Source organism: Rhizobium grahamii (genome assembly GCF_009498215.1).
GTDB classification, from domain to species: Bacteria; Pseudomonadota; Alphaproteobacteria; order Rhizobiales; family Rhizobiaceae; genus Rhizobium; species Rhizobium grahamii_A.
Map to the genome: position 1 here is coordinate 198,539 of NZ_CP043499.1, position 20,870 is coordinate 219,408.

A 20,870-nucleotide genomic window follows, 5' to 3' on the forward strand; every position below is an offset into this window, starting at 1 on the left:
CATGGCCAATGTCAGCGCCGCCACAGCCGTTCGGCCCCTGCGCGTTCCCGCGACCGCGTCTGCCCGGCGCAAGCATCCGGCCGTGTCCGGCCGTTTGCCGGTGTTGCTCTTGTTCCTGCCGCCGGCTCTGCTGCTGTTTTCTGTCTTCGTCATCCTGCCGATGGGCGAAGCGGCCTGGTACAGTCTTTACAAATGGGACGGCTACGGCCTGCCGACGCAATATGTCGGCATGCGCAACTTCGAACTGCTGTTCAAGAACGGCGCCTTCCTGACGGCGCTGAAGAACAATGCGATGATCATGATCATCTCGATCATCATCCAGATTCCGCTGGCGATCTGGCTGGCGATGATGCTGGCGCATCGTATCGCCGGTGTCGTGCTGTTCCGGCTGATCTTCTTCCTGCCCTACGTGCTGGCGGATGTCGCAGCCGGCCTGATCTGGCGCTTCGTCTACGACGGCGACTACGGCCTGTTTGCATCGATCGCACATCTTCTCGGCGTCGAAACCCCTTATGTGCTGGCCGACAAGGACCTGGCGATGTACGCGGTGCTCGGCGTGATCGTCTGGAAATACTTCGGTTTCCACATGATGCTTTTCATCGCCGGGCTCCAGTCGCTGGACAAGAGCGTGCTGGAGGCGGCCGAGATCGACGGCGCCAGCGGCTGGCAGCGTTTCCGTTACATCACCCTGCCGCTGCTCGGCTCGACGGTCCGCCTCTCGGTGTTCTTCGCGGTCGTCGGTTCGCTGCAACTGTTCGATCTCATCATGCCGCTGACCGGTGGCGGGCCGTTCAATGCGACCCAGACGATGGTGACGTTCCTGTTCAACTTCGGTGTCGCCCGCATGCAGGTTGGCCTCGGAAGCGCCGTCGGCGTCGTCCTGTTCCTGATCTGCGTCACCCTTGCCTTCGGTTACAAACGGATATTCATGCGCCATGACTGACGTCGTCACATCCGAGCGGCTCAGCGCCGGCACCAAAACCTACCTCTACACCTCGCTGGTCATCATCTCCGCGATCGTGCTGATCCCGCTGGTGACCACGGCGCTCGGCGGCTTCAAGGATCTGGGCGATCTGCGCACCAATCCCTTCGGCCTGCCGGTCGAATGGCATGCAGAGAACTACACCGATATCCTGTTCGGCGATCGCTACTGGCGGCAGATGGTCAACTCGCTGATCATCGCCGCGCTGACAGTGTTTCTCACGGTCTCCGTCTCAGCCATGGCGGCCTTCAGCTTCGCGCATGTGCGCTTCTTCGGCGCGGATTTCCTTCTGAACTACTTCCTCATCGGGCTCATGTTTCCGGCCGCGACCGCCATCCTGCCACTGTTCATTCGCATCCGTGATCTCGGACTGCTGAACACTTATTGGGGCGTGGTGCTGCCGCAGGTCGCCTTCGGGCTCGGGATGAGCATTCTTCTCTTCAGGAATTATTTTCGCAACCTTCCGGAAGAATTGTTCCAGGCGGCTGTCGTCGATGGCTGCGGCTACATTCGCTTCTTCTGGCATATCTGCCTGCCGCTTTCGCGCCCAATCATCGCGACCGTCAGCATCATTTCCTTCGTCGGCAGCTGGAACAGCTACATCCTGCCGCTGATCATGCTGAATTCGGAGAAGATGTATCCCTGGCCGCTCGGCATCATGGTCTATCGTGGCGAGTTCGGAACCGCCTGGCAGCTGGTACTTGCGTTCATCACGCTGACCATCATGCCGACCATCATCGTCTTCTTCCTGGCGCAGAAGCACATCATCGCCGGCTTGACCGCAGGCGCGGTCAAGTCCTGACACGATGACGGAGACGGCGGCTAGCCGAAGACGAGGCCACCGTCGACGATGAGATTTTGTCCGGTGACTGCACGTGCCCACGGGCTTGCGAAGAAGAGAACCGCGTCCGCAGCTTCCTCCGGCGTCGTCACCCGGCGAAGCGGCGTGCTGGCCGCGATCAGGTCAAACACCGCATCGGGTGTCGCGCTGCTTGCCTGCGTGGTCCGCAGCAGACCGCCCGAGACCATGTTGACGGTGATGCCGAGCGGTCCAAGTTCGGCTGCAGCTGTGCGTGTCAGTGACAGAAGCGCACCCTTGGCAGCCGTATAGTCGTGATAGGGGACAACCGGGTTCTGGAAGAGGTTGGTGCCGATCGTGATGATGCGCCCGAAACGGGCCGCGGCCATCGCCGGGCGGGCGGACTGGATCAGGTTCAATGCTCCCTTCACGGCCGTGTCGAGCTGCGCCGTCATCGCCTCCCAGGAAAGCTGATCGAGCTTCGGGCGCTGATCGCCATTGAAGCTGAAATCGGTGAGGGCGTTGTGCACAAGTGTGGTCGGTGCGCCCAGGGTGTTCGTGACGTCAGACACCATGCGTCTGACGGCTTCGGAATCGCGAATATCGGCATGAAACGCCTTGGCCCTGTCACCGAGGCTTTCAGCCAGCGTTTCTGCTTCGCCGCGGCTATTGCGATAGTTGATCGCAACCTTCGCCCCTTCCCGGGCAAAGGCCGTGGCGATGGCCGCACCGAGACCGCGGGCGCCACCGGTGACGATGACCGTCTGTTCGCTGAGCGCTAGTGTCATTTCGAGTGTCCTTCTGTGAGCTTCCAAAGTTCATGAAAATGCTGGACGGGCCCATGTCCCGTTCCGACGTCGAGCGTATCGGCCTCAGCGACGGCTGCGGCCAGATAGGCCTTGGCTGTGCCGATCGCTTCGGGCAGGGCCTTGCCCTTCGCGAGTTCCGCGGCCAGCGCACTCGAGAGCGTGCAGCCGGTGCCATGGGTGTTCGCCGTTGGTACGCGGGCGGCTTCAAACCAGCGAAGCCCATCGGCGGTCGCCAGGACATCCGGACTGTCGGGGCCGGCAAGGTGGCCGCCCTTGACGAGCACGGCTTGAGGTCCGAGCGCGCGCAGCCTTTGTGCGTGGTCGGCCATCTCCGCGCGATTTTCCGCCGGGCGCAGATGAAGCAGTGCCGCAGCCTCTGGGAGGTTGGGTGTCAGCAGCGTGGCGAGCGGCAGCAGCCGGCGCGTCAGAACATCGACAGCCTCGGGATCGAGAAGATTGGCGCCGCCCTTTGCGACCATTACCGGGTCGAGCACGATTGGGATGTCGCGATGGGATTGCAGCACCTCGGCGACGGCATCGGCAATTTCGGCATTGGCGATCATGCCGATCTTGACGGCATTCACCCTCACATCTGCGAAAACCGCCCGGATCTGGTCGGCGACAAAGGCCGCCGGCACGAGATGCACACCGGAAACGCCCTGCGTGTTTTGCGCGGTGAGCGCCGTGAGTGCCGCCATGCCATAGACGCCGCGGGCCGCGAAAGCCTTGAGATCGGCTTGTATGCCTGCGCCCCCGGAAGGGTCGGAGCCGGCGATGGATAAGACGTTGCGGATCATCTCCGTGCCTTTCGAATAATATCGGCAATATCGCGGGCGGCGGCTTCCGGATCGCTCGTGCCGCAAATCGCGGAGACAACGGCCAGCCCGCCGGCACCGGCAGCGAAGACATCGCGGACATGCGTGGCCTTGAGGCCGCCGATCGCGACTGAAGGGACCGGGCAGACATCGACGAGCCGCGCGAGGCCGTCAAAGCCGATCGGTTGCTTGTGATCGGGTTTGGTGGCGGTCGCAAACACCGGTCCGATCCCGGCGTAATCGACGATGTCAGGATTCACAGCCGCTGCCAGCGCTTCGGTCTCGACCGAAAGGCCAAGGATCATATCGGGGCCGATGCGCTCGCGCGCAGCCAGCGCACCGAGATCGTCCTGGCCGATGTGGAGGCCATCGGCGCCGATGGCGATCGCCGCGTCGACGTCGTCGTTGACGATGAGTGCTGCGCCCGTGCCTGACAGCACGGCTTTCAATGCCAGGCCGGTCTCGATCATCCGCGCCGTGTCGGCATGCTTGTCGCGCAGCTGCACGATCGTCGCACCGCCTGCAACCGCCGCACGGGCCGTCTCGACCATGCCGATACCGGCACAGAGATCGGGATCAAGGACAAGGTACAGCGAGAGGTCGAACTGTTTCATGCTTGGCGGACCCTTGCGTGTCTGTCGAGGAATGCGCCGTCGATGCGCGCGAGGCTGTCGAGGAAGCGCACTGAGAACGAGCCCGGACCTTCTGCCTCGGTTGCAGCCGCCTCGCCGGCGACAGCAAACACCGCAAGCGCCGCGATCGTTGCTTCGAAGGGCGCATCGGGGTTGATGGCCGCAAACGCGCCGACCAGGCAGGTCAGGGAGCAACCCAGTGCCGTCACTTGAGGCATCCATGGCGAGCCACCATCGATGCGAACCGCCCTGGTCCCGTCGGTGACGAAATCCGTGGCGCCAGTAACGGCAACGACGGCTCGGTGCGTCTCTGCCAGGAGCCGCGCGGACGCTTCGGCCTGCTCGACGGGATCGCGGCTGTCGACACCCTGACCCCTGCTCGCGCCACCGGCGAGCGCGATGATCTCGGAGGCATTGCCGCGGATCACTGTGGGCTGAAGCTCGAGTAGTGACGCCACCGCTTCCCGCCGGAAAGCCGTGGCGTAATGGGCGACGGGATCGAGCACCCAGGGTTTATGATTGTCCCTTGCGGCGGTGGCAGCGGCACGCATGCCCCGCATCCATCCGGCGGACAGCGTTCCGATATTGATCGTCAGCGCGCCGGCAATGGCGGCGAACTCGCCCGCTTCCTCTTTGGCATGCACCATGGCAGGCGAAGCGCCGGTCGCCAGCAGCACGTTGGCTGCAATGTTCATCGCGACGAAATTGGTGATGCAGTGCACGAGCGGCGGCTGCGCGCGCAAGGCTTCAAGCAGTTTGCCTGGTGATGTCTGGTCTTGCATATTGCCCCTTTCAGCGGGGCGAGACGCGAGGGACGACACGCAAAGCGCGGGAAGTCCCGAGCGACTCCCTCCGCCAGCATTATCTGGTTCAGGTTCAAAGGGTACTTCTCAGCCCGCCTTCCGGCGTGCGCCCCTGTCTCTCATCGTGAATGTTTTCGCAGAGAAGGCTGGCCTTGTCATCTCAAAAATGACGGCTGCGACGGCTCAGAGACCGTTCTCCTTGATCGCCTCCATCGCCACGAAGGTCGACGTATTGGCCACGAAAGGCAGGCTGGAAATCTTCTCTCCAAGCACCTGGCGATAGTTGGCAATATCGGAGGTCCTGATTTTCAGAAGATAATCAAAGGCGCCTGCGATCATGTGGCATTCCTCGACCTCCTGCAGCTTCCGAACTGCTACGTTGAAGGCGTTCAACGCGTTCTCACGCGTATCCGACAGCTTGACCTCGGTGAAGGCGACGTGATTCTTGCCGAGTTTGTTGACGTCCACGATCGCGCGAAAGCCAAGGATATAGCCGTCTTCGATCAAACGTCGTAATCTGACCTGGCATGGCGTGTTGGAAAGACCGACGCGTTTCGCCAGGTCGGTAACGGACATCCGGCCATCGGACAGCAGGGCTTCGATAATCCTGTGGTCGAACTGGTCGATTTCTCTACTGTGGCTGGTTGTATTCACGTGAATTGCCCTCAAATTCCGCCAATCAATGGCGAATTATATTCAACAGGCATTCAAATCAAGTGAAATTGACTTCTCAAACCCTGTTAGCTTCAGGCCCTACGCGGATCAGGAGAAACATATGACGATCGTCGACGGCGCAGCGGCGCCCGGTGCCCCCACAGAGCAGGCTCACAACGCTGAAAATCCGTTCAGCGCATTTGCACCTACGATCCGCGAACAGAGCGATTTGCGTCGCGCAATCACGGCGGCTTACCGTACGCCTGAAACCGTATGCGTTCCACGCCTGGTCGAGGCTGCCGCACTTCCCGAGAAGGTCAGCAAGGCTGCTGCAGCAACGGCGCGCAAGCTGATCGAAGCGTTGCGTGCCAAGCACAAGGGCACGGGTGTAGAGGGACTGGTCCACGAATACTCGCTCTCCAGCCAGGAGGGGGTGGCGCTGATGTGTCTGGCCGAGGCGCTTTTGCGTATTCCGGATACGGCCACGCGCGACGCGCTTATCCGCGACAAGATTTCCGAAGGTGACTGGAAGGCGCATATTGGCGGCGGCAGGTCTCTCTTCGTCAACGCCGCAACCTGGGGTCTTGTCGTGACCGGCAAGCTCACGTCGACCGTCAATGATCGCAGCCTTTCGGCGGCGCTTACCCGCTTGATCGCGCGTTGCGGCGAGCCGGTGATCCGGCGCGGCGTCGATATGGCCATGCGCATGATGGGAGAGCAGTTCGTCACCGGCGAAACCATCGATGAAGCGCTCCAGCGCGCGCGCCCGCTCGAACAGCGCGGTTTCCGCTATTCCTACGACATGCTCGGGGAGGCCGCGACCACGGCTGCTGATGCCGAGCGCTATTACAAGGACTATGAGGCGGCGATCCATGCCATCGGCAAGGCCTCCGACCGCAGAGGGATCTACGAGGGGCCGGGCATCTCGATCAAGCTCTCGGCCCTGCATCCGCGCTATGTCCGCGCGCAAGGCGCACGCGTCATGGGTGAGTTGCTGCCCAAGGTGAAGGCGCTGGCCCTGATCGCCAAGTCGTACGATATCGGCCTCAACATCGACGCCGAGGAAGCCGATCGCCTCGAGCTGTCGCTGGATATTCTCGAGTCCCTTTGCCTCGACGAGGATCTGGCTGGTTGGAACGGCATGGGCTTTGTCGTGCAGGCCTATGGCAAGCGCTGCCCGATGGTGCTTGATTACATCATCGACCTAGCCCGTCGTGCTGGGCGTCGTATCATGGTTCGTCTCGTCAAGGGTGCTTACTGGGACGCAGAAATCAAGCGTGCGCAGGTCGACGGTCTGGCTGACTTTCCGGTCTTCACCCGCAAGATCTACACCGATGTGTCCTACATCGCCTGCGCCAAGAAGCTGCTTGCTGCGACCGATGCGGTCTTCCCGCAGTTCGCCACCCACAATGCCCAGACGCTCGCGACGATCTATCAGATGGCGGGCTCGGATTATTACGTCGGCAAGTACGAGTTCCAATGCCTTCACGGCATGGGCGAGCCGCTCTACGACGAGGTCGTTGGCCGCCAGAACCTGAACCGTCCGTGCCGCATCTATGCGCCCGTCGGGACTCACGAGACGCTGCTGGCGTACCTCGTCCGGCGTCTATTGGAAAACGGTGCAAACTCCTCCTTCGTCAACCGCATCGCCGACCCCAATGTATCGATCGACGAGCTGGTTGCCGACCCGGTCGAGATTGTCGCGAAGATGCCTGTTGTCGGCCAGAAGCACGAAAAGATCGCGCTTTCCGCAGGCCTCTATGGCGCCCGCAAGAACTCCAGTGGTCTCGATCTCTCGAACGAGACGACACTGGACGAACTTACGGCTTCCCTCGAACGCAGCGCGGCGGCAAGCTGGACCGCATCGGTCGGTGCCGCAGCCGCAGGTCCTGCGCGTGAGGTTCGCAATCCGGCAGACGAGAGAGATATCGTCGGTTCCGTGCGGGAAGCGACTGCCGAGGAAGTCGCTGCAGCTGCAGCTCTTGCGCTGAAGGCGGCGCCATCATGGTCCGCAGTCGCACCCGTCGAACGGGCCAGTGCGCTGGAACGAGCCGCCGATCTCATGGAAGAGCGGATGGAGGTCCTCCTCGGCTTGATCATGCGTGAGGCAGGCAAGTCGGTTCAAAACGCAATCGCCGAAGTTCGCGAAGCCGTCGACTTTCTGCGCTACTACAGCGAGCAGGCCCGACGCACCCTCGGTCCTTCGCATGCATCGCTCGGCCCGGTCGTCTGCATCAGCCCCTGGAACTTCCCGCTGGCTATCTTCACCGGCCAGGTTGCCGCTGCTCTGGTTGCCGGCAACCCCGTGCTTGCAAAACCAGCGGAAGAAACACCGCTGATCGCTGCCGAGGCTGTCCGCATCTTGCATGAGGCAGGCATTCCGGCCGATGTACTGCAGCTGATCCCCGGTGACGGGCGCGCGGGCGCCATGCTTGTTGCTGCGCAGGAGACGGCAGCCGTGATGTTTACTGGCTCCACGGAGGTTGCCCGGATCATTCAGGCAGAGCTCGCAAAGCGGCTCTCCACCGATGGTAAGCCAATTCCGTTGATCGCCGAGACCGGCGGTCAGAACGCGATGATCGTTGACTCCTCGGCGCTTGCCGAACAGGTCGTCGGTGATGTCATCGCGTCCGCTTTCGACAGCGCCGGTCAGCGCTGCTCGGCTCTTCGCGTGTTGTGCCTGCAGGAAGATGTTGCCGACCGCACCCTAACGATGCTGAAGGGCGCGCTGCGTGAACTGAACATCGCAAATACCAATCGGCTTTCGGCCGATATCGGCCCTGTCATCACCGCAGAGGCCAAGGATATCATCGAGACGCATGTGAAGGCGATGCATGGCCTTGGTTGCCCCGTCGAACGCGTCGAGCTGCCGGCAGCGACCGACGTCGGAACTTTCGTCGCGCCGACGATCATCGAGCTCCGCCAGCTATCCGACTTGAAGCGGGAGGTCTTCGGGCCTGTGCTCCACGTCATCCGCTGGCGCCGACAGGATCTCGACCGGTTGATCGACGATATCAACGACACCGGTTACGGCTTGACCTTCGGTCTGCATACACGCCTCGATGAAACGATTGCTCACGTTACCTCGCGGGTGAAGGTCGGCAATGTTTACGTCAACCGCAACGTGATCGGAGCCGTTGTCGGCGTTCAGCCGTTCGGTGGTCGTGGATTGTCGGGTACCGGGCCGAAGGCCGGTGGTCCGCTTTATCTCGGCCGTCTGGTGAAGAATCCGCCAATTCCGCCGCAGTACAGCTCTGTCTATAGCGATCCGGGTCTCTCGGATTTCGCCAAGTGGCTCGACCAGAAGGGCCTGGCGGACGACGCCGAGATGGCGCGCAACCTGGGCAGCCAGTCGGCGCTTGGCCTGGAAAGCGAATTGCCGGGCCCAGTCGGCGAACGCAACCTCTATGCCTTGCATCCCCGTGGCACGATCTACTGCCTTCCTATCTCGGAGATCGGCTTGCGCCGGCAGATTTCGTCCGTCCTCGCAACCGGCAACAGCGCCGTCGTCGAATGCGATGACCGATTGCGCTCAAGCCTCGATGGCCTGCCGGCGACGGTGTCGAACAGGGTGGTCTTCAAGGATGCCGCCTCTGCCGGCGCAAGCTTCGCAGGCGTCTTGATCGAGGGCGAGGGCGCGCATCTGACAGCGATGCTGAACAAGATCGCGGCCATGCCCGGTCCATTGCTGCTGACGCAGTCGGCGTCGTCTGACGAGCTTGCACGCGATCCGGATGCCTATTGCCTCAACTGGCTGTTGGAAGAGGTGTCGACCTCGATCAACACCGCGGCGGCCGGCGGCAACGCAAGCCTGATGTCGATCGGCTGATCGAACGTAGATTATGGCCGCAACGCGTGCTCAAACGATCGCGTTGCGGCCATCGATGCTCAGGTCGGAGTAGGGGCAGGTCTCGGCAGGAGTTTGCCTTGGACCAGCAACAGCGCGGTTCCGATTGCTATAGCACCCACTACCACATTTGCGACGACAAACAGGATCGGCGCGAGGATATGCAGTGCGCCTGATGGGTCGCTCCGCGTTACCATCTTGCTTGCCGCAGTCGATAGCGCCGTCACGCCGAAGGTGAAGGCCCAGTAGGATGCCGCGAAGGGCTGCCGCCGGATCCATGGCAGCAATCGCAACATCAGCAGAAGCTGAAGGATCGCGTAGCCCAGCATGGCGTGAGCGAGCATATCAGGTGTTCCGGTCGTGACGCTGAGATAGGCAACGCAGCCGACTGCGGGCGGCGCAAGCTGGATGCCAAGGGTCGGGCGCAACGGTTCAGCCAGAGGTTGAGCGTTGTACAGGCGGTTCAGCAGTACGGACTCGATCGCCAGCCACGAAAAGAAGCCGGCGCCGAAAGCAAGCTGGCCCCAGTCGGGCGAGCCGAACGCGGATACCGCTATCGCCATAACGAAGGAACCGGCAACCGTCGGCAGGTAAAGCACCGCCGTTGTAGCCGCTGGATCGCGATCGCCGCGCCAGAGTATACCGGTCCGCCAGAGAGCGAAGACCAGAGTGAAGATCGCGCCGGCGGCAAACAGCACCAACGCGGCAGCATGGCTGTAAGGTTGCAGCACGATCGCTATTAGCATGGTGGAAACGCCGATGAGGCCGATGAAGCAGCATTGCACCGGATGCTGCGCTTCGACAGCAACGGCTTTGGCGTCGATCAGCCATTTGCCGGCGTAGAGAAGAATGAGCAGCAGCCACACCACGCCTGCCACGATCCCGATGGCCTCGCCAATCTGCGGCGGCAAGTTCCAGATTGGAGCCGCGGCACGCCAGCTGTTCGTCAGGCCCGCCAATCCGAGCACGATGCCGAAGAAAGCTGCCGGGATGCGCGGCATCCGGACATGCACGCCTGTCACGTCGAGTGGAGGTTTGGCTGAAGTGTCGGACATGCGAGAGTATCCTTTGCCGCGATCGTGGCCGGCAGCATCGGTTACTCCGGGATGAGTGACAAGAGGTTGCTTGCCTTTATCTCCGCTGCCTCTTGCCATCGAAGAACAGAAGCATGGCGAGACCGACCAAACCGGCAGCAGCAGCTATCAGCGCGGTACCCGAATAGCTGCTTGTGGCCGTTCCCAGCGCGAAGAGCAGAGCGCTCAGCCCGGCGCTCAGAAAGAGGTTGACCGAGATAAGCGCGCTTCCGAGGCCGGGACGCTCCGCGATGAGATCCTGGAGATAGGTGATCGGAATGCTGATCAGCGCGGCCGCACCGATCCCGCTGAAAATCGTGAGCGCAAAGACGTGCCAGGGTGCGGATGCCAGACCCAGCAGCGCGAGGTAAACGACATAGATTACGGTGCCGATCGCAAGGGTGGTCACATGGCTCATCATTCTCTGCGCACGACCCCATACGAAGATGAAGATGACTTCGAGAAGCGCCACGATCCCGATGAGAACGCCGACATCAGCCACCGTTCCATGTGCCGCACCGGTGACGATCAATGGAAAGATGGTGCCATTGACGTGCAGCATGCTGCTGATCAGGGCGACAGCCACAACCCGGACCATAACGGGCGGTGACACGACTTCACCCAGCGCTGCGAGGTAGGACAGGTGATGCGTCGCCGCATTGTCCGTTCCGCGCTGCCGAGGCAGAAATCCGGCGATCAATGCAAAACAGACGACACAGGCGAGCGCCGCAAACAGGTAGGCCGGCAGCATGGTGTTGGAATTGGCCAGAAGGGCGGCTGTCAACCCCGGCACCAGCACCCAGGCGAGCGAGATCATCGCCCTGACGCCGGAGTTCACGGTGGCGACGTCGTTTCGCTCCATGTCGCGGGTCGCTGCTCGCACGTTGCCGAAAAGCAGGGAGTTGAGCGCCCAGAAGACGGGCAGGAAAATCAGCGCGGCGATCACGAACGTTATTTGTGTCGGCACGAAATAGACCGCGCCGTAACCGATCATACCGAAAACGGCGACCGTCAACATCATGGTTCGGTATTCGCCCAGTCTGTCCGCCAGGTTCCCGAGCAGGATGCTGACGATGACGTTGACACCGGCTGCGCAGAAAATCAGCGCCGAGTAGAGCCCGTTGCTGAGGCCAAGCTCGCGGATTCCGATGATGGACTGGTAAGGCGCTGTGGAAGCGCCCGCGAAGCCGAAGGCAAAAATTGCAAGCATGCTCACCCGGATAGAGGGGGCGCGGAAAACGGCTGGGAGGAGGCGGTTCATCGGTACTGTCTAAACGTGGTCAAATCACCCGGTTGCCGGGCAAGCGTGCTCTGGCAGGTTTCGGGCGAGCCAAACCTGCCAGAGCTGAGTTTCAGCTCTGCCAACGCGCAGAAAGACGTGCGCTCGGTCGAAAATCGAAGTCACGATCGAAGGGGAAGGCGGGCCGGAGCCGGCGGTTGCTTTCGAGATGCTCGATATCCTGGTTTACGACGCCTTGCGTCAGCGCCATCAGGTTCGGGTTGGCGATCGGGGCCAGTTCCGGCGAAAGGTATCCGGACTTGACCGCAAGCAGCCTGACCTTTTCGGGTGCAAGACCGAGCCGGGTGAAATCCGATATGTTGTGATAGGGGCGCCGACGTGCCGCCAGAACGACCGTGACGCCGCCGATGCGCACCACTGCCTGACGTTCCGGCAACGGGCCTGGATTGTCGAGGAACAGCACCTCGGCCTCCACAAGTGCCGGAGTGCTCGATGGATCAAGGCTTCCGCCGATACGCAGCGACAGCGTCTTTCCGAGGCCAGCCGCAAAGCATGCCTCGACGGCAGGGCGGTCGGTGATGCCTGCAACCAGCGCATTTTCAAACTTGCGGGCGAGGAGGGCGTTCAAGACGTCCGCACGATCTCCGACGCCGCCGCCCGTCGGGTTGTCGGCGGAATCCGCGAGAATGAGCGGCGCCGTCTCACACGTCTCGGCAATATCAAGCATTGCCTGCAGCGGCCCGGTCACCGGGCCGAACTGGAAGCCCTCGCGGGCCTCCCAATAGGAGCGGGCGATCTCTTCAGCCACCGCAGTTGCGGCAGCCTTGTCGGTGCCGGTCACGACACCGCAGGCCGTCGCGCGCGGCTCGTCCGCCCAGACGTAACCGATCATGAGATTGGCATCGAGTATGCCGTCGCGCTCATCGAAACGCGGCAGCATGTCGTAGAGAGAACGGGTGGGTTGATCCTCGGTGGAGGTTCGTTCGCCGGGCAGCAGAACCGGTACCGGGGCCCAGGCGACGCCGGGGCGTTGGCCGCTCTTCAGGGCATCAACCAGCATTGACCATGCACGCACCATCGTCTCACGAACATCGATATGTGGCGCGGTGCGATAGGCCGCGAAGATATCGAGCTGGTCAATGATCTTCTGGCTGACATTGCCGTGGAGATCGTAGCTCGCCGCGACAACGCAGTCAGGCCCGACGACGGCGCGCGCTGCAGAAATCCAGTCGCCTTCCGCGTCATCCATGCCATCGACATTCATCGCGCCATGCATGGCTAGATAGAGGCCATCGATCGGCAGGGATGCCTCGAGACGCTCGAGGAATTCCGCCTTGAACGCCTGGTAGGCGGCGTGCGAGACGGGGCCGCCGGGCACGGCCCGGGCGTGCAGAAGCGGGAGGTGCTCAACGCCATCGGCGTTGAGAAAGTTGAAATACTCGGCGTCGAGCAGATCGGTTCCCCGGAGGACGCGGAAGTCCTCAATCGTCATCAGCACCGGGGAGTAGGTGCTGCACTCGGTGTGAATTCCGCCTACGGCAATTCGCATGGAAACTCTCCTAGAGTTTGGGGCTCAGGGGAACGATGGCGGCAAAGCGCTGCCAGTTCTTTTTGGCTTTCGGCGTCCAGGCCGCCTCGGCAATTGCCGGAAGGCGCGGGAATACCAGACGGTTGAAATAGGCCCGTGACAGGTAGTGCTCGGACCAGATGCATGCTTGCACGCCCTTCATCCTGTCCTTGAGGTCCTCGGGGAAGTCACCCTCGGCCTCGTAGGCGTAGGTATGTGCCGGCGGAACTGTTCCGGCCCAGCTGGCGCCCGGTTCCTGGAAGGCTTCCGCCTGGACCATGTCCAGATAGTAGGCCTGCCCGGGTGTCATCACCACCTCGTAGCCCTGACGTGCCAGATCGATCCCCACCTGCGGATTTTCCCAGGCCATCAGCAGTGTGCCTTCAGCCGCAACGCCGCCGCCGTGAGACACTTCGTTCCACCCGGCCAGCTTGCGACCACGAGCCGTCAGCATGTCCTTGATGCGCTTGAGGAAATATGACTGCAGCGCGAAGGTACCGGAAATTCCTTCCTGCTCCATCAGCTTCTTGGCGAGCGGGGAGGCAAGCCACGAGCCGTTCGCGACCTCGTCCCCGCCGATATGGAGGTAGGAAGAGGGGAAGAGCTCGACCATTTCGTCGAGCACCTTCTCAAGGAACTCATAGGTAAAGGGCACTGCAGGATTGAGGGCATTGTTCGGATAGCCCTGGACGGAGTGATAGCTGTCCGGCGCTTCCTGCCCGTCGGTCAGATCCGGAAGGGCAACGAGGGTTGCGGAACTGTGGCCCGGAATATCAATCTCCGGAATGACCTCGACACCAAGGGATGTGGCATGCGAGACGATGTCGCGGACGTCATCCTGCGAGTAGAAGCCGCCGACCGGTTGCGCGCCATTGCCGAGCTGCGGAAGCAAAGGCTCGTCAGGGCCGCGAAGGACGCCCGTTGTCGTCAGCTCCGGGTACGCCTTGATTTCGAGGCGCCATGCCTCGTCATCGGTCAAATGCCAATGGAAGATGTTCAGCTTGAACCAGGCAAGAATGTCGATGAGCCGCTTGATGTCATCGCTCGGATAAAACTGCCGCGAGACGTCCAGATGGCAACCGCGCCAGCTGTAGCGTGGCTGGTCGGCGATGGTGCCGGTTTCAGGGAAGCGGAATGTTTCCGGTGTGCCGCGTGCGCCTTGCAGCAACTGCGCAAGTGATGTCAGCGCATACTGTCGGCCGGCGCTGTCACTATAGCGGATCGTGATGGCATTTGTCGTGAATTCCAGCCGGTAGGCTTCTTTCGCCAGCCCGGTGTCGGTGACGAAGCGCAGTGCCCGTCCCTGCGGGGAAGGCGCCAGATTGAACGGCGCATGACTGCTATCGAAGAGCCGATGAAAGAGTGCCAGGACGGTCGATACGGCACGGATATCGTCGACGGAGGAGCCATCAGCGGGATAAAGAACGACGGGGAAGCCTTCGCCAGCCGTGACGTCGATTTCAGCCGGCCACGGCTGCAAGGCGAACGGCAGGTCCAGTTCGCCTTTCGGCAGCAGCACGGGCGGCGGCTCGTTGACGCGTCCCTCCAGCAGTAGCTCGGACACCGCCACATCGACATGGCTACCGTCCGCGAGCGTGATGTATGCCGATTTTGCACCATCGGTACAATGGCGGGCCGGCCGATGCAGACCGCTGACGGTAAAGGTCCAGCTCTGACCGGCATCCAGCGACAGGCCCGAAGGCGGTGCGAATTCGTGGAAGTTCGCGTTGCGACGCAGGAATGTCGCGTTCTCGCAGGCCTTCGGATCGATGACACGGGTCAGCGAGGTATAGACGAGCTTGAAGCTTGAAAGCTGCCGATCCGACAGGTTGAAAAGCGTGAAGGTGAACCGACCGTTCGGGCCGCCGTCAGGTTGCCACGTGCTTTCCAGGCGGTAGGGAGCCGTTCCCATATCCGTTCCTCTCTTATTCTTTTATTATTGGGTATCAGTAGTCTGCCGATTGCGAGAAGGTCCGGGCGAGCTCCGCCTGGCCTGCTGTGAGACCGCAATCAACCGGCAGGCAAACGCCGGTGATGGCCGCGGCCTGCGGACCGGCAAGGAAGCCAACGGCATTGGCCACATCTTTCGGGTCGACAACGCGCTGCAGCGGATACCACCGGCGTGCTTCCTCGAACACGTTGGGGTTGGCAGCCGCACGGGCTTCCCAGGCCTGCGTTCTGACCGTGCCGGGAGCAACGGCGTTCGAGCGAATGCCGAACTTCCCGTATTCCACTGCCACCAGCTTTGTCAGGTGAAGCAGGCCTGCCTTGGCTGCGCTATAGGCGGGGTGCCCGAAGACACTCATGCCGTTAACCGAGGCGATGTTGATCACGGAGCCCTTGGAAGCCTTCAGAAGTTCCGCAACGGCGCTGAAGCAAAGGAACGGAGCCTCGAGGTTCAATGCGTTGTCGGCACGCCAATCGTCCGCCGTCGTTGCCTGCAGGCTGACCGCGCGCGCCGCGCCGGCATTGTTGACCAGTGTCTTGACCGTGCCGAGCGCTGCGGCCCGCTTTGCCATTGCGGCGGTCCCTTCGATGCTCGTCACGTCACAGGCAACTGCAACGAAACGCTCGGATGACCCGAGTGTGGCGGCAGCCTTTTCCGCAGCAGCGATGTCGATATCGACCAGGAGGATGATGTCATGGTCGTCGGCAAGCCGGCTGGCAATGGCCCGTCCGATATCGCCCGCAGCGCCGGTGACGATCGCTACCGTTTTTGTCATTTCTACATCATCCTTTCATTGGCATGAGACGCTCAGTCACCGAGGAGCTGGCGATCGTCGCCATCGCGGTGAGCGACGAGTTGTTGCTTGATTTTACGAAGAGTCACGGCCGCTTGCGGCTGTATATTGTAGGCCACCAGGCTGGCGAGAATGTCGACGGCGGCAAGATAGGCAATGCGCGTGGACGTCGGGCGAAAGATGTTGTTGCCCTCGGCGAGGTCGATCGGGACTACTATGTCGGCCACTTGAGCCACCGGACTGTCGGCCTGGGTCAATGCGATCGTTGTGACTTTGCCTTCCCGTGCAAGCGTAAACGAGCGGACGAGCTCGGCGTTGCGCCCGGAAAATGACGAGCCGATCATGACGTCGCTGGGCTTTGCGGCCGCGGCCAGCATGAGCTGCATGCCGTGGTCGGAGCTGGAGGTTACCCGAAGACCGAAGCGAAACAGCCGGTTCTGCAGTTCGCTTGCGATCATCGAGGAGTTTCCGCCGGAACCGAAGGCGTAAATCATGTCGGCCTTTGCGAGGTGCTCGGCGGCCATCTCGACAGCTGCCAGATCGAGCGAACGGTGCAAGAGGAAAAGCGCGTTCTGGGCTTTGGTGATGATATCCTGCGCGACATCGGCCGGATTGCTGCTTTTCGGTTCCGGGCGAAGGTAGCGCATCCCGACATAGGCCGTGCGGGCGAGCTGGACCTTGAAGTCCGAAAAGCTTTCGCAACCGACCCGGCGACAGAAGCGGGTCACGGTCGGCGGAGAGACGTCTGCCTTCTCGGCGAGTTCGATGATCGACGCATTCACCGCAAACTCGAAGTCATTGAGGAGAATATCCGCGATGCGGTTCTCGGATGGCGAAAGCCGGGCCTTTTCTTCCTGCAATGTCGAGAAAATATCCATGCCCGGCTCCCCCTGATCGTTCGCGCTACTTTTCCTTTGCCTTATAGGCAACGCAGTCGATTTCAACCTTGCAATCGACCATCATCGACGACTGAACGCAGGCGCGCGCGGGCGGGTGTTCGCCGAAATATTGCTGGTAGATGCTGTTGAACGTCCAGAAATCGCGCGGATCATCAAGCCACACGCCGCAACGCACGACGTGCTCGACGCCGTATCCGGCCTCTTCGAGAATGGCGAGCACGTTCTGAATTGTCTTATGGGTCTGGGCGACGATGTTGCCGTCGATAATCTCGCCATTTTCCATGGCAACCTGACCGGAAACATAGAGCCAGCCGTCGGCTTCGACAGCCCGAGCAAAAGGCAGCGGCTTACCGCCCGCGCCTTTTTGAACCGTGCCATAGCGAGTGATGGACATAGACCGATCCTTGCAAATTATTTTCGTGATGCGTTGACAAATGACCATATAAAGCGGAATTTGACCAGCGAAAAACAACATTCATGAAAAGAATTTCAATAGGGAACCCAATGCGCGATCCTTTTAAGAATCCTTTCCCGGCTTCTGATGTTGCACGTCATTCGATTTGGGAGATGCTCGTTCACCGCGATATCGACGCATTCCTGGCCGCCGATTGGTCAATGGTGGAGCATGACTTCGTGGAAGAGGGTTTCATCGGCATCGACGGACGCAAGAAGGTGAGCCCCGATGACTGGCGACTGGCATTTCCGACGCTTGCCGCCTACCGCGACGAATGGGTGCGCCAGGCCAAGGAATTCGCGAAGGAGAGCTTTGCCGAAGACACCCGCACGGCGATCTTCACGACGACCACATTGGAAGACATCGAAATTTCCGGCGACATGGCGCTCGTGCGCAAGAAGTTTGATGGCGGCCTCGCCAAGGCGGATGGTACGCGCGATGTCATGCAGTGGCAGACACTTTATTACTGCCGTCTGCACGAGGGTCGCTGGAAGATTTCCGGCTTTACCGGCTATCTGCCGAACCCGATGGGCTAATCTAACCTAAAGGCCGAAACCTTGCGGATATTCACGGCAGCGCTCGCCACCGAAACCAACACCTTCTCGCCCATCTGCATCGACCGACGCGCCTTTGAAGCGTCGCTATATGCACCTCCCGGCCAGCACCCGGAAACACCGACCCTGTGTTCGGCTCCGATTACGGTCGGTCGGCGTGTATGCGCGGAAAAGGGATGGGAACTCATCGAGGGGACGGCTGCATGGGCGGATCCAGCAGGCCTCCTCAACCGCGCAGCCTATGAAGGTCTTCGCGATGAGGTGCTGGAGCAACTGAAGGCTGCGATGCCCGTCGATGCGGTTGTCCTCGGCCTCCACGGCGCCATGGTCGCGGCGGGTTATGAGGATACCGAAGGCGATATTCTATCGCGCGTACGTGAGATTGTCGGTCCCGACATCCGCATCTTCGCCGAGTTGGACCCGCACAGCCATCTGACCGCCAAACGCTTCGCGGCTGCGGATGTGTTCGTCTACTTCAAGGAATTCCCGCACACGGACTTTGTGGACCGGGCGGAAGATCTCTGGCGCATCGCGGTCGATACGCTGGAGGGACGGGTCAACCCCGTCATGTCCGTGTTCGACTGCCGGATGATCGACGTCTTCCCGACATCGCGTGATCCGATGCGGTCCTTCGTCGACAAGCTCATGCAGATCGAGCGCGAGGATGCCGACATCTTGTCGATATCGGTCATCCACGGCTTCATGGCCGGCGACGTTCCGGAGATGGGCACAAAGCTCCTCGTCGTGACGAACGACAACGCCGCCAAGGGAAGCGCACTCGCGCGTGAGCTGGGCATGGAGCTGTTTGCGAAGCGCGGCACCTTCATGATGCCGCAGATCGACGAGAAGCAAGCGGTCAGCGAGGCTCTCGCCGCAACGTCCTGGCCGGTTGTCATTGCCGATATGTGGGACAATCCGGGCGGCGGCACGGCCGGCGACGCGACGGTTCTCCTGGAAGAACTACTGGCGCGCGGTGTGACAGACGCGGCGATCGGAACGATCTGGGACCCTATGGCCGTACAGATCTGCATGGCTGCAGGCGAGGGTGCCGAGATTCCGCTTCGCTTTGGCGCCAAGTCAGCGCCGGGCACGGGCAATCCGGTCGATGGTATCGTGAAGGTGGTCAGGATCGTTCCGAACGCGGAAATGCGGTTCGGCGAGAGCTTTGCGCCCTTCGGCGATTCTGCCCATATCGTGCTTGATGGCATCGACATCATCCTGAATTCGACGCGGGCGCAGAGTTTCGATCCGACGTTGTTTTCGGTTATGGGCATCGAGCCGACCTCCAAGAAAATTCTGGTCATCAAGTCGACCAATCACTTCTTTGCATCTTTCTCGAAGATTGCAGCCGAGATCATTTACTGCGCGGCGGGAACGCCCTATCCGAACAATCCAGCGAAGACGCCGTACCGTCGCGCTCGCAAGGATATTTGGCCGATGATAGACGACCCACACGGGTTGACGCAGGGAGCAGTTTGATGAGTGACAATCCGTTTGCCGTTGTTGCAAAGCCCGGTGATAAGCTGGGCGAGTTGTCGACCCCCCGGCCGATCATCGATGAAGATGGGTTGGCGGCAAACATAGCGCGAGTGCAGTCCTACATGGACAGCCACGGCATCGCGTTCCGTCCCCATATCAAGACGCATAAAATTCCCGCCCTTGCCGCCGAGCAGGTCGCGGCTGGTGCCAAAGGCATCAACTGCCAGAAGATCAGCGAAGCCGAAGTCTTTGCCGCTGCCGGCTTCGATGACATCCTGATCACGTTCAATATTCTTGGCCCGCAGAAGCTCGAGCGGTTGGCAGCGCTGAATGAACGCATCGGTGGCCTGAAGGTGGTGGCCGACAGTGCGGTTACCGTCGATGGCCTTTCTGATTGGTTCAGCGCGCGCAAGCCGCTTGTCGTGCTGGTCGAATGCGACACCGGAGGAGGACGCTGCGGTGTTCAGACGCCGGAAGAGGCCGTTTCGCTTGCCGGGCGTATCGACAAGGCGCCTGGTCTCTCATTCGGCGGGCTTTTGAACTATCCGAAGCCGGGCGCCGCCAAGGAGGTGCAGTCGTTCCTGAGTTCAGCTCTGGCACTGCTCGAAAACGAAGGGATTGCCTGCCCGATCGTCAGCAATGGCGGCACTCCCAGCTTGTTTGAGGCGCACCTCGTGCCCGCGGCGACCGAGCATCGGGCCGGAACCTACATCTACAATGATCGCTCGATGGTTCGGGCCGGCCATTGCAGCTTTGATGAGTGCGCCATGCACGTTCTGGCAACCGTGGTTTCACGGCCGACGCCCGATCGCGCCGTGATCGACGCCGGCTCAAAGGCGCTGACATCGGATCTGCTCGGCTTTTCCGATTTCGGCAGTGTCGTCGGCTATCCGGATGCGGTTATTACCGGCCTGTCGGAAGAGCACGGCGTTATCGATCTGTCGAAATGCTCTGGCGATCGTCCTGCCATCGGCGACAAGATTCGGATCGTTCCGAACCACACCTGCGTAGTGTCCAACCTCTTCGATACCATGGTGTTTCACCGTGACGGCGTCGTCACGCGTGTAGAGGATGTCGCGGCTCGCGGCCTCGTCTGGTAACTCTGCCTTTAGCAAGACTTATCGCATGCCAGGGGGCACCACTTCGCGCGTCTTGACGTTTGACGCGCGAAGCGCATTTCTTCCGGAGGCCCATGTTGCAGGTGCCGGGAGGTCTTTCGATGAGATTGTCTGTCGCTTTTGCTTTAGCGGCGAGCTTTGTCTGCATTTCAGCGGCAGAGGCGCCATCGGAATGGCAAACCTATAGCGGGGTGCGAGTCGATTCAGACCCGCAAACACAAGCCCGCTTTGATCGCGCCTACCGCCACTGCGAGCCCCAGGCCGCATGGCAAGGATCGGTTCAGCACGACGCCCTGCTTTACGTCACGGCTCTCAGGAGCTGCATGTATCGCCAGGGCATCGTTGACCGCGGATCGTATTCGTACCCGGTCAACGACTTCTTTGATCACTTCATTGATCGTTAA

At 61.2% G+C, this 20,870-nt stretch carries 19 protein-coding genes and 1 riboswitch; of the genes, 7 read left to right on the top strand and 12 right to left on the bottom strand.

The window, feature by feature from the left end; all coding sequences use genetic code 11:
- Position 1: 1 nt before the first annotated feature.
- Positions 2 to 943, top strand: a complete 942-nt coding sequence (locus tag FZ934_RS19815) for a carbohydrate ABC transporter permease (RefSeq protein ID WP_153272644.1) — start codon at positions 2 to 4, stop codon at positions 941 to 943.
- On the top strand, positions 936 to 1,784 hold the full coding sequence (locus FZ934_RS19820) for a carbohydrate ABC transporter permease (protein ID WP_153272645.1): 849 nt from the start codon (positions 936 to 938) through the stop codon (positions 1,782 to 1,784). The genes FZ934_RS19815 and FZ934_RS19820 overlap by 8 nt, the downstream gene beginning before the upstream one ends.
- A gap of 20 nt (positions 1,785 to 1,804) precedes the next feature.
- Here FZ934_RS19820 and FZ934_RS19825 read toward each other — a convergent pair whose 3' ends face one another.
- The 5 genes from FZ934_RS19825 to FZ934_RS19845 form a co-directional block, all read right to left on the bottom strand.
- On the bottom strand, positions 1,805 to 2,569 hold the full coding sequence (locus FZ934_RS19825; RefSeq protein ID WP_153272646.1) for a 3-oxoacyl-ACP reductase: 765 nt from the start codon (positions 2,567 to 2,569) through the stop codon (positions 1,805 to 1,807).
- Positions 2,566 to 3,387, bottom strand: coding sequence for a bifunctional hydroxymethylpyrimidine kinase/phosphomethylpyrimidine kinase (gene thiD / locus FZ934_RS19830; protein WP_153272647.1), 822 nt, complete (start codon positions 3,385 to 3,387; stop codon positions 2,566 to 2,568). The genes FZ934_RS19825 and thiD overlap by 4 nt, the downstream gene beginning before the upstream one ends.
- Positions 3,384 to 4,019 (bottom strand): thiamine phosphate synthase, encoded by a 636-nt coding sequence (gene thiE / locus FZ934_RS19835; RefSeq protein ID WP_153272648.1) that lies wholly within the window; start codon positions 4,017 to 4,019, stop codon positions 3,384 to 3,386. Before thiE ends, thiD begins: the two co-directional genes overlap by 4 nt.
- Positions 4,016 to 4,819 carry a hydroxyethylthiazole kinase gene (gene thiM / locus FZ934_RS19840; protein WP_153272649.1) on the bottom strand — a complete coding sequence of 268 codons (804 nt, stop codon included), beginning with the start codon at positions 4,817 to 4,819 and terminating at the stop codon, positions 4,016 to 4,018. The genes thiE and thiM overlap by 4 nt, the downstream gene beginning before the upstream one ends.
- 48 nt (positions 4,820 to 4,867) lie before the next feature.
- A riboswitch (TPP riboswitch) is annotated at positions 4,868 to 4,964 on the bottom strand.
- 59 nt (positions 4,965 to 5,023) lie between these two features.
- On the bottom strand, positions 5,024 to 5,494 hold the full coding sequence (locus FZ934_RS19845; protein ID WP_153272650.1) for an Lrp/AsnC family transcriptional regulator: 471 nt from the start codon (positions 5,492 to 5,494) through the stop codon (positions 5,024 to 5,026).
- A gap of 121 nt (positions 5,495 to 5,615) precedes the next feature.
- Between FZ934_RS19845 and putA the strand changes: the two genes are divergently transcribed.
- Positions 5,616 to 9,323 carry a trifunctional transcriptional regulator/proline dehydrogenase/L-glutamate gamma-semialdehyde dehydrogenase gene (gene putA, locus FZ934_RS19850; protein WP_153272651.1) on the top strand — a complete coding sequence of 1,236 codons (3,708 nt, stop codon included), beginning with the start codon at positions 5,616 to 5,618 and terminating at the stop codon, positions 9,321 to 9,323.
- Between the two features lie 59 nt (positions 9,324 to 9,382).
- Here putA and tehA read toward each other — a convergent pair whose 3' ends face one another.
- From tehA to FZ934_RS19885, 7 genes are all read right to left on the bottom strand, one after another.
- Entirely contained in the window at positions 9,383 to 10,396 is a 1,014-nt protein-coding gene (gene tehA / locus FZ934_RS19855) for a dicarboxylate transporter/tellurite-resistance protein TehA (RefSeq protein WP_153272652.1), read from the bottom strand.
- A 76-nt stretch (positions 10,397 to 10,472) separates the two neighbouring features.
- Positions 10,473 to 11,675, bottom strand: a complete 1,203-nt coding sequence (locus tag FZ934_RS19860) for an MFS transporter (protein ID WP_153272653.1) — start codon at positions 11,673 to 11,675, stop codon at positions 10,473 to 10,475.
- Positions 11,676 to 11,766: 91 nt separating this feature from the next.
- Positions 11,767 to 13,203, bottom strand: a complete 1,437-nt coding sequence (locus FZ934_RS19865) for a M81 family metallopeptidase (protein WP_153272654.1) — start codon at positions 13,201 to 13,203, stop codon at positions 11,767 to 11,769.
- Between the two features lie 10 nt (positions 13,204 to 13,213).
- Positions 13,214 to 15,133, bottom strand: a complete 1,920-nt coding sequence (locus FZ934_RS19870) for a beta-N-acetylhexosaminidase (protein WP_153272655.1) — start codon at positions 15,131 to 15,133, stop codon at positions 13,214 to 13,216.
- Between the two features lie 34 nt (positions 15,134 to 15,167).
- A complete protein-coding gene (locus FZ934_RS19875) occupies positions 15,168 to 15,944 on the bottom strand; it encodes an SDR family oxidoreductase (protein ID WP_153272656.1) in 777 nt (258 codons plus the stop codon).
- Positions 15,945 to 15,976: 32 nt separating this feature from the next.
- Positions 15,977 to 16,840: a MurR/RpiR family transcriptional regulator gene (locus tag FZ934_RS19880; protein WP_153272657.1), complete on the bottom strand. Its 864-nt coding sequence runs from the start codon at positions 16,838 to 16,840 to the stop codon at positions 15,977 to 15,979.
- A gap of 25 nt (positions 16,841 to 16,865) precedes the next feature.
- Positions 16,866 to 17,255, bottom strand: coding sequence for a RidA family protein (locus FZ934_RS19885; RefSeq protein WP_153272658.1), 390 nt, complete (start codon positions 17,253 to 17,255; stop codon positions 16,866 to 16,868).
- 110 nt (positions 17,256 to 17,365) lie between these two features.
- Here FZ934_RS19885 and FZ934_RS19890 point away from each other — a divergent pair, with 110 nt between their 5' ends.
- The 4 genes from FZ934_RS19890 (at position 17,366) to FZ934_RS19905 (ending at position 20,870) form a co-directional block, all read left to right on the top strand.
- The gene (locus tag FZ934_RS19890; RefSeq protein ID WP_153272659.1) at positions 17,366 to 17,851 is read left to right on the top strand and encodes a hypothetical protein; all 486 of its coding nucleotides are present in this window, start codon (positions 17,366 to 17,368) and stop codon (positions 17,849 to 17,851) included.
- 21 nt (positions 17,852 to 17,872) lie between these two features.
- Positions 17,873 to 19,348 (top strand): M81 family metallopeptidase, encoded by a 1,476-nt coding sequence (locus FZ934_RS19895; protein WP_153272660.1) that lies wholly within the window; start codon positions 17,873 to 17,875, stop codon positions 19,346 to 19,348.
- The gene (locus FZ934_RS19900; protein ID WP_153272661.1) at positions 19,348 to 20,448 is read left to right on the top strand and encodes a D-TA family PLP-dependent enzyme; all 1,101 of its coding nucleotides are present in this window, start codon (positions 19,348 to 19,350) and stop codon (positions 20,446 to 20,448) included. The genes FZ934_RS19895 and FZ934_RS19900 overlap by 1 nt, the downstream gene beginning before the upstream one ends.
- 119 nt (positions 20,449 to 20,567) lie before the next feature.
- On the top strand, positions 20,568 to 20,870 hold the full coding sequence (locus FZ934_RS19905; protein ID WP_153272662.1) for a hypothetical protein: 303 nt from the start codon (positions 20,568 to 20,570) through the stop codon (positions 20,868 to 20,870).

What these genes read in the sequence shown, in the direction of transcription:
- thiE (WP_153272648.1), bottom strand. Translation starts at nt 4,019, where the DNA reads ATGAAACAGTTCGACCTCTCGCTGTACCTTGTCCTTGATCCCGATCTC.
- FZ934_RS19875 (WP_153272656.1), bottom strand. Translation starts at nt 15,944, where the DNA reads ATGACAAAAACGGTAGCGATCGTCACCGGCGCTGCGGGCGATATCGGA.
- thiM (WP_153272649.1), bottom strand. Translation starts at nt 4,819, where the DNA reads ATGCAAGACCAGACATCACCAGGCAAACTGCTTGAAGCCTTGCGCGCG.
- thiD (WP_153272647.1), bottom strand. Translation starts at nt 3,387, where the DNA reads ATGATCCGCAACGTCTTATCCATCGCCGGCTCCGACCCTTCCGGGGGC.
- tehA (WP_153272652.1), bottom strand. Translation starts at nt 10,396, where the DNA reads ATGTCCGACACTTCAGCCAAACCTCCACTCGACGTGACAGGCGTGCAT.
- FZ934_RS19890 (WP_153272659.1), top strand. Translation starts at nt 17,366, where the DNA reads ATGCGCGATCCTTTTAAGAATCCTTTCCCGGCTTCTGATGTTGCACGT.
- FZ934_RS19815 (WP_153272644.1), top strand. Translation starts at nt 2, where the DNA reads ATGGCCAATGTCAGCGCCGCCACAGCCGTTCGGCCCCTGCGCGTTCCC.
- FZ934_RS19820 (WP_153272645.1), top strand. Translation starts at nt 936, where the DNA reads ATGACTGACGTCGTCACATCCGAGCGGCTCAGCGCCGGCACCAAAACC.
- FZ934_RS19825 (WP_153272646.1), bottom strand. Translation starts at nt 2,569, where the DNA reads ATGACACTAGCGCTCAGCGAACAGACGGTCATCGTCACCGGTGGCGCC.
- FZ934_RS19860 (WP_153272653.1), bottom strand. Translation starts at nt 11,675, where the DNA reads ATGAACCGCCTCCTCCCAGCCGTTTTCCGCGCCCCCTCTATCCGGGTG.
- FZ934_RS19870 (WP_153272655.1), bottom strand. Translation starts at nt 15,133, where the DNA reads ATGGGAACGGCTCCCTACCGCCTGGAAAGCACGTGGCAACCTGACGGC.
- putA (WP_153272651.1), top strand. Translation starts at nt 5,616, where the DNA reads ATGACGATCGTCGACGGCGCAGCGGCGCCCGGTGCCCCCACAGAGCAG.
- FZ934_RS19905 (WP_153272662.1), top strand. Translation starts at nt 20,568, where the DNA reads ATGAGATTGTCTGTCGCTTTTGCTTTAGCGGCGAGCTTTGTCTGCATT.
- FZ934_RS19900 (WP_153272661.1), top strand. Translation starts at nt 19,348, where the DNA reads ATGAGTGACAATCCGTTTGCCGTTGTTGCAAAGCCCGGTGATAAGCTG.
- FZ934_RS19865 (WP_153272654.1), bottom strand. Translation starts at nt 13,203, where the DNA reads ATGCGAATTGCCGTAGGCGGAATTCACACCGAGTGCAGCACCTACTCC.
- FZ934_RS19885 (WP_153272658.1), bottom strand. Translation starts at nt 17,255, where the DNA reads ATGTCCATCACTCGCTATGGCACGGTTCAAAAAGGCGCGGGCGGTAAG.
- FZ934_RS19880 (WP_153272657.1), bottom strand. Translation starts at nt 16,840, where the DNA reads ATGGATATTTTCTCGACATTGCAGGAAGAAAAGGCCCGGCTTTCGCCA.